Here is a 9,607-nt window from a genome sequence, read left to right as displayed (position 1 = left end):
GGGGCTGCCCGTTTTTGATCGTTGCCGTTAACGCTTAACGACGCAGACCTAAACGCTGAATCAGAGACTGATAGCGTTCAAAATCTTTACGCTTCAGGTAATCCAACAGCTTACGACGCTGGTTTACCATGCGGATCAGACCACGACGAGAGTGGTGATCCTGCTTGTTGGTTTTGAAGTGGTCCTGCAGGCCATTAATGTTGGCGCTCAGCAGTGCAACCTGAACTTCAGGGGAACCGGTATCGTTATCGCCGCGGCCGTATTCGTTGACGATCTCGGCCTTCTTCTCAGCGGTTAATGCCATCTGTCTCTCCAGTAAGCAATATGCCTAAAATTGAATGGGTGAGACCACGCATATTTGCAGTCTCATGCAACTATCTTCACGTACAATTTTCGCGCAAATCGCTACGTCCTTGCAACGTTTTACGAGATAGCGACGGTACTTAACAGCCGCTTGGGAGCTACTTCCTGCGCCCCTTTTACAACGCCAAGGCCGATAAACGTCTCAGCGTAATAAAGTCTTGCCAGCGCCTCAGGCTCAAGCGCACCAATGGCTAAGCTAGCCGATTGGCCGTGTGCAAGACGCCCGTAAGCCGTTTCATCCACCGTCAGCGACGGCAAATGATCAACCAGCACATCCGCAGGCATTAGTTCAGCCTCGCGGGTGGCTTGGTCTGCCAGCGCCTCAAGGCCCTCCAGTGTCCACATTGCATCGCCAGTAAAGGGCCCCGTTTTGAGCCTTCTCAACTGGCTAATGTGGGCACCACAGCCCAGCGCATGACCAATATCTTCAGCCAAGGTGCGAATATACGTGCCTTTGCTGCAACTGACTTCAATCTCAAAGGCAGTGCCCTCGAAAGCAAGCAGCCGCGCATCATACACGCTTACTCGCCGCGCTGCACGCTCAACGTGCTTACCCTCACGAGCAAGCTCATACAGCTTTTTGCCTTGATGCTTCAGTGCCGAATACATCGGCGGCACTTGGTCAATCTCGCCGTGAAAGCGAGCTAGGACTGACTCGACATCCTCGGCCGTTAAGCGGGGGATCTCGCGCTGCTCAATGACCGTGCCTTCGGCATCACCGGTGTCTGTAATCACGCCCAGTTCTACACGGGTGCGATACATCTTGTCGGCTTCTAACAGGTGCGCGGAAAACTTAGTAGCTTCCCCAAGGCAAATAGGTAACAAGCCTGTTGCCATAGGGTCCAGCGTGCCGGTATGACCGGCTTTTTGCGCCTCAAACAGACGACGCACACGCTGCAGCGCATGATTGCTGGAAATGCCCTTAGGCTTATCCAGCAGCAATACGCCATTAACCGGCAATCCGCGACGGCGACGTGCCATTAGCGCGTCTCCTCACCATTGTCATTGTCGCTTCCCTCTTCATCATCCTGTTGACGTGCGCGGTCAGTTGAAACCGCTTCGTCGATCAGTGATGAGAGGTGCTGACCACGCACCACGCTTTCATCGTAATGAAAGCGCAGTTCAGGTACGTGACGCAGCTTAATACGTTTGGCAATTTGGCTTCTTAGAAAGCCTCCAGCGCGCTTTAGCACCTGCAGGTTTTCTTTGATACGCGCGGGATCTTGCTCACCCAATAAGGTGACATAGATATCGGCGTAGCCAAGATCACGGCTAACGGTCGCGCCGCTCACCGTGATCATGCCCAAACGCGGGTCTTTTACTTCGCGCTGGATCAGTACTGCCAGCTCCTTTTGGAGCTGGTCAGCGACTCGGTCGGTACGCTTAAATTCGCGCATGATTGCTCCTCGCGGCCTTACAGGCTGCGCTCGACCTTCACTTGGTCAAAGACTTCGATCTTATCGTTGACCTGAACATCGTTGTAGTTCTTCACGCCGATGCCGCATTCCATGCCATTACGCACTTCTTGAACGTCATCTTTGAAGCGGCGCAGCGACTCGAGCTCGCCTTCGTAAATCACAACGTTGTCACGCAGTACACGGATACGTTTGCTGCGCGATACGGTGCCTTCGACAACCATACAGCCAGCCACTGCACCAATTTTCGGTGCGCGGAACACATCGCGTACTTCGGCCACGCCCACGATCTCTTCTTTCCACTCGGGAGCAAGCATACCGCTCATCGCCTGCTTAACCTCATCGATCAGCTGGTAAATAACGCTGTAGTAGCGCAGATCCAGACCTTCACGTTCGATGATTTCACGAGCAGCCGCATCAGCACGGACGTTGAAGCCGACGACGATGGCCTCAGAAGCAAGCGCCAAGTTGGCATCGGTACCGGTGATACCGCCAACACCCGAGGAGACCACGGCAACTTCAACTTCACCGGTGGAGAGTTCTTCCAGGGCGCCTTTGATAGCTTCCAGCGAACCTTGAACGTCGGCTTTCAGAACGATGTTGACCTTGGCCACTTCGTCTTGGCCCATCTGGCTGAACATGTTCTCCAGCTTGGCCTTCTGCTGACGTGCCAGGCGCACTTCGCGGTATTTACCTTGACGGAAGTTAGCCACTTCACGGGCTTTCTTCTCATCGGCAACAACCATGAAGTCATCACCTGCATCCGGCGTGCCATCCAAACCTTGGATTTCGACCGGCATCGCAGGGCCAGCGGTATCCACTTGCTTGCCCAGCTCATTGGTAAGCGCACGAACGCGGCCGTAATGCAGACCAGCAAGAACGATATCGCCTTTCTTCAGCGTGCCGTTTTGTACCAGAACAGTGGCTACCGGACCGCGACCTTTATCAAGGCGCGATTCAACCACAACGCCTTTACCAGGTGCGGAAGGTACAGCCGTCAATTCAAGTACTTCTGACACAAGCTGAATGGCTTCCAACAGCTCTTCGATGCCCTCGCCAGTCTTCGCAGAAACGTGCACAAACTGGGTGTCACCACCCCATTCCTCTGAAATCACGCCATGCTGCGAGAGTTCATTACGAATGCGGTCCAGATCGATGCCCTGCTTGTCGATCTTGTTCACCGCCACCACCATGGGTACTTCAGCAGCTTTGGAGTGTTCGATCGCTTCAATCGTCTGGGGCATTACGCCGTCGTCAGCAGCAACAACCAGGATAACGACGTCAGTCGCTTTAGCACCACGGGCACGCATTGCGGTAAACGCCGCGTGGCCAGGGGTATCCAGGAAGGTAACGCCGCCGTGGTTGTCTTCCACGTGGTAAGCACCGATGTGCTGGGTAATACCGCCCGCTTCGCCAGTGGCGACTTTCGCGCGACGGATATAATCCAACAGCGATGTTTTACCGTGGTCAACGTGGCCCATAACAGTGACCACCGGTGAACGAGTGATCTCTTCGCCTTCGTAGGAGATGCCTTCCAGCATTTCCGTTTCCAGCGCATCGTCTTTCACCAGTTTGACCTTGTGGCCCATCTCTTCCACAACGATAGCCGCAGTATCCTGGTCAATCGTTTGGTTGATGGTCACGGCCGCGCCCATGTTGAACATGGCCTTGATCACTTCATTGGCCTTGATCGACATTTTGTCGGCCAACTCAGCAACGCTGATTGACTCAGGAATCGAGACTTCACGAACGATCGGCTGAGTCGGCTTTTGGAAAGCATGCTTGCCGTTGCCACTCTGGCTGGCACCACCACGACGACCGCCGCGACGCTCGGCACGTTTGACTTTCTTACCGCCACCACCGCGCTTACGCTCTTCGCGGTCGCCACGATCCTCATCGTCACTACGGCCTTTTTTCTTAGCCGCTGCCTTTTTAGGCGGTGCTGTACGACGATCCGTGCGGCCTTCTTTCGGCGGCGCGGGCGGCAAATCATCAGGTGCCGGGGTATCGTCGATTTGCAGCTCAGGCACAGCGATATCGGGCACTTCAGCCGCTTTTGCCTTGGCTTTCTCTTCCTCGGCTTTACGTGCAGCCTCTTCCGCTGCTTTCGCTTTAGCCGCTGCCGCCTTCTCTTCAGCTTCGCGGATATCGCGAGCTTTACGCTCGGCTTCCGCTTCTGCCATATCACCTACCAGTTGACGCGGGCCAGAATGCTTAGGCTCAGGCGCCTTCGGCTTATCGTCTTCGGCGCTCTTAACGTACGTTTTCTTCTTACGCACCTGCACTTCGATCGTTTTGCCACGCTCGCCCGTTTTAATACGGCTACGGGTTTTACGCGTCAACGTAATGCGGTTTTTGCTAGCATCGCTGTCACCGCCGCCATGGCTTTTTTTCAAAAAGCTTAGCAGCGTTTGCTTATCGTCTTCAGACACGGCGTCGCTTTCTGACGCATGTTTTAAACCAGCTTCTTTCATCTGTTCCAATAGGCGGGGCACATCACGGCCCACCTTTACTGCAAAATCTTTAACTGTCATATCCGACATAGTGACCCTCCTCAGCCCGTGACCTTTTACTGTGTGTTCGAATCCGATACGCCATCGTCTTCAAACCAGGGCGCACGGGCAGTCATGATCAGTGCCGCTGCGCGCGCTTCGTCCAACTCCTCGATATCGACCAGATCGTCGACAGACTGCTCGGCGAGATCTTCCATGGTGACGATGCCTCGGCTAGCCAGAATGAAGGCCAGGTGGCGCTCCATGCCGTCCATGTCCAGCAGATCGTCTGCTGGTTGGGCACCGTCTAGCGCTTCCTCCGAGGCAATGGCCATCGTCAGCAGCTCGTCTTTCGCTCGTGCGCGCAGCTCTTCCACCAAATCTTCATCGAACTCTTCGATTTCGAGCATCTCTTCAAGCGGCACGTAGGCAACTTCTTCCAGGGTGGTGAACCCTTCTTCTACTAATAGGCGGGCAACGTCTTCGTCCACTTCCAGATGCTGAACAAAGGAATCCACCAGGCTATCAATTTCCTGCTCACGTTTTGACTCAGCTTCATCTTCGGTCATCACGTTAATACGCCAGCCGGTTAGCTCAGAAGCTAAGCGCACGTTCTGGCCGCTACGACCAATGGCCTGCGCCAGATTGTCTTGAGCAACGGCAACGTCCATGGCGTGAGCATCTTCGTCAACCAGGATAGACGCCACATCGGCAGGTGCCATGGCATTTATCACCAACTGCGCTGGGTTGTCGTCCCACAGCACAATATCGACACGCTCATTTTGCAGCTCTGACGACACTGCCTGTACGCGAGAACCACGCATACCAACACACGCCCCAACAGGATCGATGCGGCGGTCGTTAGTTTTAACGGCGATTTTGGCCCGCGAGCCAGGGTCGCGCGCCGCACCCTTGATTTCAATCAGCTGTTCAGCAATTTCCGGTACTTCAATTTTAAACAGCTCAATGATGAATTCAGGACAGGTACGTGACAGCTGTAGCTGTGCACCACGCGCCTCTGGATCAACTTTCACTAGCAAGGCGCGTACCCGCTCATTCATGCGGTAGCGCTCACCGTGAATCATTTCGTTACGCGGCAAGAACGCCTCAGCGTTTTCACCCAGGTCGATAATCAATCCGTCACGCGTGGTTTTCTTGACGATACCTGCCACTAACTCGCCTTCGCGGTCAGCGTACTGACGAACCACTTCAGCGCGTTCGGCTTCACGTACCTTTTGCACGATAACCTGCTTTGCAGTTTGCGCAGCGATACGGCCAAACACGGCATTTTCAATCTTTTTCTCAACCACATCGCCTAGTTTCAGCGGCGGATCACGCTGCTCGGCGATGGTTTCTTTAATTTCATAATCAGGTGTTTCAAATTCGTCATCTTCGACAACGGTCCAGTAGCGGAACGTATCGTAGTCGCCCGTGCGGCGGTCGATATGAACGCGCACATTGGCTTCTTCCTGATCAAAACGCTTGCGTGACGCGCTAGCTAGCGCGGCCTCAACCGCTTCAAAAATAACATCGCGGGGGACGCCTTTTTCGTTTGAGATCGCGTCCACGACCATTAAAATTTCTTTACTCATGCGTTTGCCTCGCCAGAAAACCTGTCCTTTTGTGCATCATCCCGGCAGCCTGCCGGAAGCCGCCACCCGTTTATTCGTCGAATTGCGGGACGACGTGCGCAGAATCGATGCTTTCGATTGGAAAACAGTACTCTTCGCCATCCAGCTGTAGCAGTACCTCATCGCCTTCGACACCAGCGAGAAGGCCTTGATATTTACGCCGTCCATCAAAAGCCACGCGCAATTTGAGCGCAACGTGGTGGCCTTGATAACGAATAAATTGATCCAGGGTATATAAGGGACGTGCCATACCAGGCGACGAGACTTCCAAGCGGTATTCGCCAGGAATGGGATCTTCCACATCCATAACGGCACTGACTTGGCGACTAATATCAGCGCAGTCTTCCACGCTGACGCCACTTTCGCGTTCGATATAAATTACCAGCCGCGAATGCTTGCCCTGGGAAAGATGGTCGATACCCCATAGCTCAAAACCCATGGCGGCTACGACAGGTTCGATCAGCGCGTGAAGCGCAGCGTGTTTTGTGGCCACAGACAAAGCTCCTATAGCCGTTGCATCAGGCACCTGGCCAGGAGTTGAATGAGAAGCTAGGTGGCTGATTGGCGTTACCCGGAAATGTGTCTCTGGCAATTCGGAAGACATCCGCTCTGGAGACACTCTTGGCTCTCGAAAAGCTACTAACAAAAAGCCCCTTCACAGGAAGGGGCTTTTCGAAAGAAACCTGTAATACCACCTAATAACATGACTTGGCTTTCGCCCTTGCCCAACCAACATCAAGATTAGCTAACATCAAGACTTTTCAGGCGATTAACATGTTACTAGTAAATGGTAGCGGGGACCGGATTTGAACCGATGACCTTCGGGTTATGAGCCCGACGAGCTACCAGACTGCTCCACCCCGCATCAATCTAGGTCGACGATAATAGACACTTGAACCACTTTCGTCAACCTTTCTTTTCAAGTGCATTTTTCGTCTTAGGTGCCAATCCCTACTTTTTGACAATAGCTCTTTAATGAAGCTTATTTGACAAAACAACTCTGGGAAGCTGGCGAGCCAGCAAAACAGATGGTGCCGAAGGCGGGACTTGAACCCGCACGACCATACGGTCACTACCCCCTCAAGATAGCGTGTCTACCAATTCCACCACTTCGGCAACAGGGGAGGCTAAAAAAAGCAGTATCAATATGTTACTCGCTGCTTTCCTCTAGCACTGGCGCGGTATTATCCATACTTGCAGGGCCATCGTCAAGCGTTGGAATATTGCGCTGCTGCTCAATTAGCCGAGAGTCGGGAATACCCGCTTCGGGCGCTTGTCCTGCCTGGGTCGCAAAATAAGCCAATGCCATTGAGGTAACAAAAAAGCCGGCGGCTAAAAGTCCCGTTGCGCGAGACAAAAAGTTACCGCTACCCCGCGAACCAAACACAGTTTGCGATGCCCCTCCACCAAAGGCGGCACCCGCTTCGGCACCTTTACCCTGCTGAAGCAGGATGAGCACAACCAAGGCGATCGCAATCACCACGTGAACCATAAGAATTGCAACTTGCATGGGATTATCCTGCTGACTGACAAATGGCGTAGAAATCGTCGGTTTTGAGCGAAGCACCACCCACTAAACCGCCGTCGATATCCGGCTGAGCAAGCAACTCAGCCGCATTGTTTGCATTCATGCTGCCGCCGTAAAGCAACTTAAGCTGCTCGGCTAGCGTTTTATCAAACCCGGCCTGATAGGTACGAATACCGGCCATTACTTCCTGAGCCTGCTCAGGCGTTGCTGTACGGCCTGTCCCAATTGCCCATACGGGCTCATAGGCAATAACAACCTTAAGCCGCTGTGCTGGCTCTAAACGCGCCATTGCATAGCCAACTTGCCGCAATACAACATCCATCGTGCTACCGGAATCGCGCTCTTCTAGAGTTTCACCCACACAAAGAATCGGCGTGATGCCGACATCAAGCGCGGCTACCAAGCGGTCAAATACCTGCTCATCACCTTCTTTGTATAGCTGGCGACGCTCAGAGTGACCAACCAGCACATAGGCCACATCAAACTCTTTAAGCATACGCCCGCTAATCTCACCCGTATGCGCACCTGAGTGCTGAGGATTGAGCGTCTGCGCCCCTAGCTGTAACGGCGTATTTTGGAAAGCACTTCGTGCAGCTTCCAAATAAGGAAACGGCGGAATAACTACAACGTCGATATCATTAGGCAGCTTGGACGCGGCGAAGGCGTCTCCGAACGCTTGAATCAACGCCGTGGAGCCGTTCATTTTCCAGTTACCGGCAATTAATGGCGTACGCATCGATTATCCTCACTCAAGGTGGAGCGAAATGGTATAGGAGCGGCCTTGTCAAGACAACCGCTGTTATACAGGTTAGTTAGTTGGGGGCGTGGCAAGCATACTCGCCTATCAAACACTTTTACCAAGCTAGCTGAGCAACGCCTGGACCTGATCGGCAAGTTTATGCGCCAGACGGTCAACATCCAGGTGAGCCCGCCCTTCCACCATCACTCGGATTAGCGGCTCAGTACCCGACGGGCGTAGCAACACTCGGCCCTGGTCACCTAGCTCAGCTTCAAGGGCAGCCACCGCTTCGAGTAGCGGCTTTGCCGTCATGACATCTTTTGCGTTGGTACCCCCAGGCAGCCTGACGTTAACCAGCGACTGGGGCACCTTTTCCAACCCCGTCAAGAGAGACAGCAGCGGCTTCTGCTCTCGCACCATCAACGCCAACACTTGCAACGCTGAAACAATCCCATCGCCCGTCGTTTGAGCATGGCCACATACAATATGACCTGATGACTCGCCTCCCAGCTCCCAGCCGTTGGCAGCCATCATCTCCATGACAAAGCGATCACCCACTTTCGCGCGCTGAAAGGGAATCCCCAGCCGCTCCAGCGCCATGGCAAGCCCGAAGTTGCTCATCAGAGTGCCCACCACGCCACCTTCAAGCAGTCCCCGCTCATGACGATCTCGGGCAATCAGGTAAAGAATATCGTCGCCATCCACCTCACGGCCATCGGCATCTACCAACAGCACTCGATCTCCATCACCATCAAAGGCAATGCCTAAATCAGCACCTTGCTGAATCACCGCTGCACGCAGCGCTGCGGGATGGGTAGACCCCACTTGATGGTTAATATTCACCCCATCAGGAGAAGAACCAATTACGCTAACATCAGCGCCTAGCTCACGAAATACGTTTGGCGCAATGTGGTAGGTAGCCCCATGAGCACAATCCAATACCACTTTTAGACCGTGCAGGCTGAGACGATCAGGTAACGTCGATTTGCAGAATTCGATATAGCGCCCGGCAGCATCGTCAATGCGCGTCGCTTTACCCAACTGAGCCGCGCTCGCCGTTGTCAGAGGCGCATCAAGCATCGTCTCAATGCGATCTTCAATCTCATCGGGTAGCTTTTTACCCTCGGCAGAGAAAAACTTAATGCCGTTATCATCAAACGGGTTATGCGACGCGGAAATCACTATCCCAGCGTCGGCGCGAAAGGTACGCGTTAGATAGGCGATTCCCGGTGTAGGCATTGGCCCCAGCAACGAAACATCGACACCTGCGGCAGATAGCCCCGCTTCCAAGGCTGACTCAAACATATAGCCAGAGATGCGCGTATCTTTACCAATTAACACACGCGTGCGGCCTTTTTCACGGCGCAATACCTGACCCACCGCCCACCCCAGCTTGAGCATAAAATCGGCAGTAATAGGCGCTTGCCCAACCGTACCGC

General features: G+C 53.8%; 9 protein-coding genes and 2 tRNA genes. All 11 read right to left on the bottom strand.

Annotation, left to right across the window (positions count from 1 at the left end; genetic code table 11):
• Nucleotides 1–34: 34 nt before the first annotated feature.
• Nucleotides 35–304, bottom strand: coding sequence for a 30S ribosomal protein S15 (rpsO, locus tag INT22_RS15530; protein ID WP_009723734.1), 270 nt, complete (start codon nucleotides 302–304; stop codon nucleotides 35–37).
• Between the two features lie 119 nt (nucleotides 305–423).
• Nucleotides 424–1,344, bottom strand: coding sequence for a tRNA pseudouridine(55) synthase TruB (gene truB, locus INT22_RS15525; RefSeq protein WP_089039915.1), 921 nt, complete (start codon nucleotides 1,342–1,344; stop codon nucleotides 424–426).
• Nucleotides 1,344–1,760, bottom strand: a complete 417-nt coding sequence (gene rbfA / locus INT22_RS15520; RefSeq protein WP_038480714.1) for a 30S ribosome-binding factor RbfA — start codon at nucleotides 1,758–1,760, stop codon at nucleotides 1,344–1,346. The genes truB and rbfA overlap by 1 nt, the downstream gene beginning before the upstream one ends.
• 17 nt (nucleotides 1,761–1,777) lie before the next feature.
• Complete coding sequence (gene infB, locus INT22_RS15515; RefSeq protein WP_193060636.1) at nucleotides 1,778–4,321, bottom strand: translation initiation factor IF-2; 2,544 nt, start codon at nucleotides 4,319–4,321, stop codon at nucleotides 1,778–1,780.
• 26 nt (nucleotides 4,322–4,347) lie between these two features.
• Entirely contained in the window at nucleotides 4,348–5,862 is a 1,515-nt protein-coding gene (gene nusA, locus INT22_RS15510) for a transcription termination factor NusA (RefSeq protein WP_009723738.1), read from the bottom strand.
• A gap of 70 nt (nucleotides 5,863–5,932) precedes the next feature.
• The gene (gene rimP / locus INT22_RS15505) at nucleotides 5,933–6,394 is read right to left on the bottom strand and encodes a ribosome maturation factor RimP (RefSeq protein WP_030074116.1); all 462 of its coding nucleotides are present in this window, start codon (nucleotides 6,392–6,394) and stop codon (nucleotides 5,933–5,935) included.
• Nucleotides 6,395–6,689: 295 nt separating this feature from the next.
• Nucleotides 6,690–6,766, bottom strand: a tRNA-Met gene (locus tag INT22_RS15500).
• Nucleotides 6,767–6,930: 164 nt separating this feature from the next.
• Nucleotides 6,931–7,017, bottom strand: a tRNA-Leu gene (locus INT22_RS15495).
• A gap of 34 nt (nucleotides 7,018–7,051) precedes the next feature.
• Nucleotides 7,052–7,411: a preprotein translocase subunit SecG gene (gene secG / locus INT22_RS15490; protein WP_009723741.1), complete on the bottom strand. Its 360-nt coding sequence runs from the start codon at nucleotides 7,409–7,411 to the stop codon at nucleotides 7,052–7,054.
• Nucleotides 7,412–7,415: 4 nt separating this feature from the next.
• Nucleotides 7,416–8,165 (bottom strand): triose-phosphate isomerase, encoded by a 750-nt coding sequence (gene tpiA / locus INT22_RS15485; RefSeq protein WP_193060637.1) that lies wholly within the window; start codon nucleotides 8,163–8,165, stop codon nucleotides 7,416–7,418.
• A gap of 126 nt (nucleotides 8,166–8,291) precedes the next feature.
• The coding region (gene glmM, locus INT22_RS15480; protein ID WP_226912793.1) for a phosphoglucosamine mutase at nucleotides 8,292–9,607 on the bottom strand (1,316 nt) is incomplete at its 5' end.

Source organism: Halomonas sp. 3D7M, from assembly GCF_014897885.1.
GTDB lineage: Bacteria > Pseudomonadota > Gammaproteobacteria > Pseudomonadales > Halomonadaceae > Vreelandella.
This window is presented reverse-complemented; position numbering and strand designations above follow the sequence as displayed.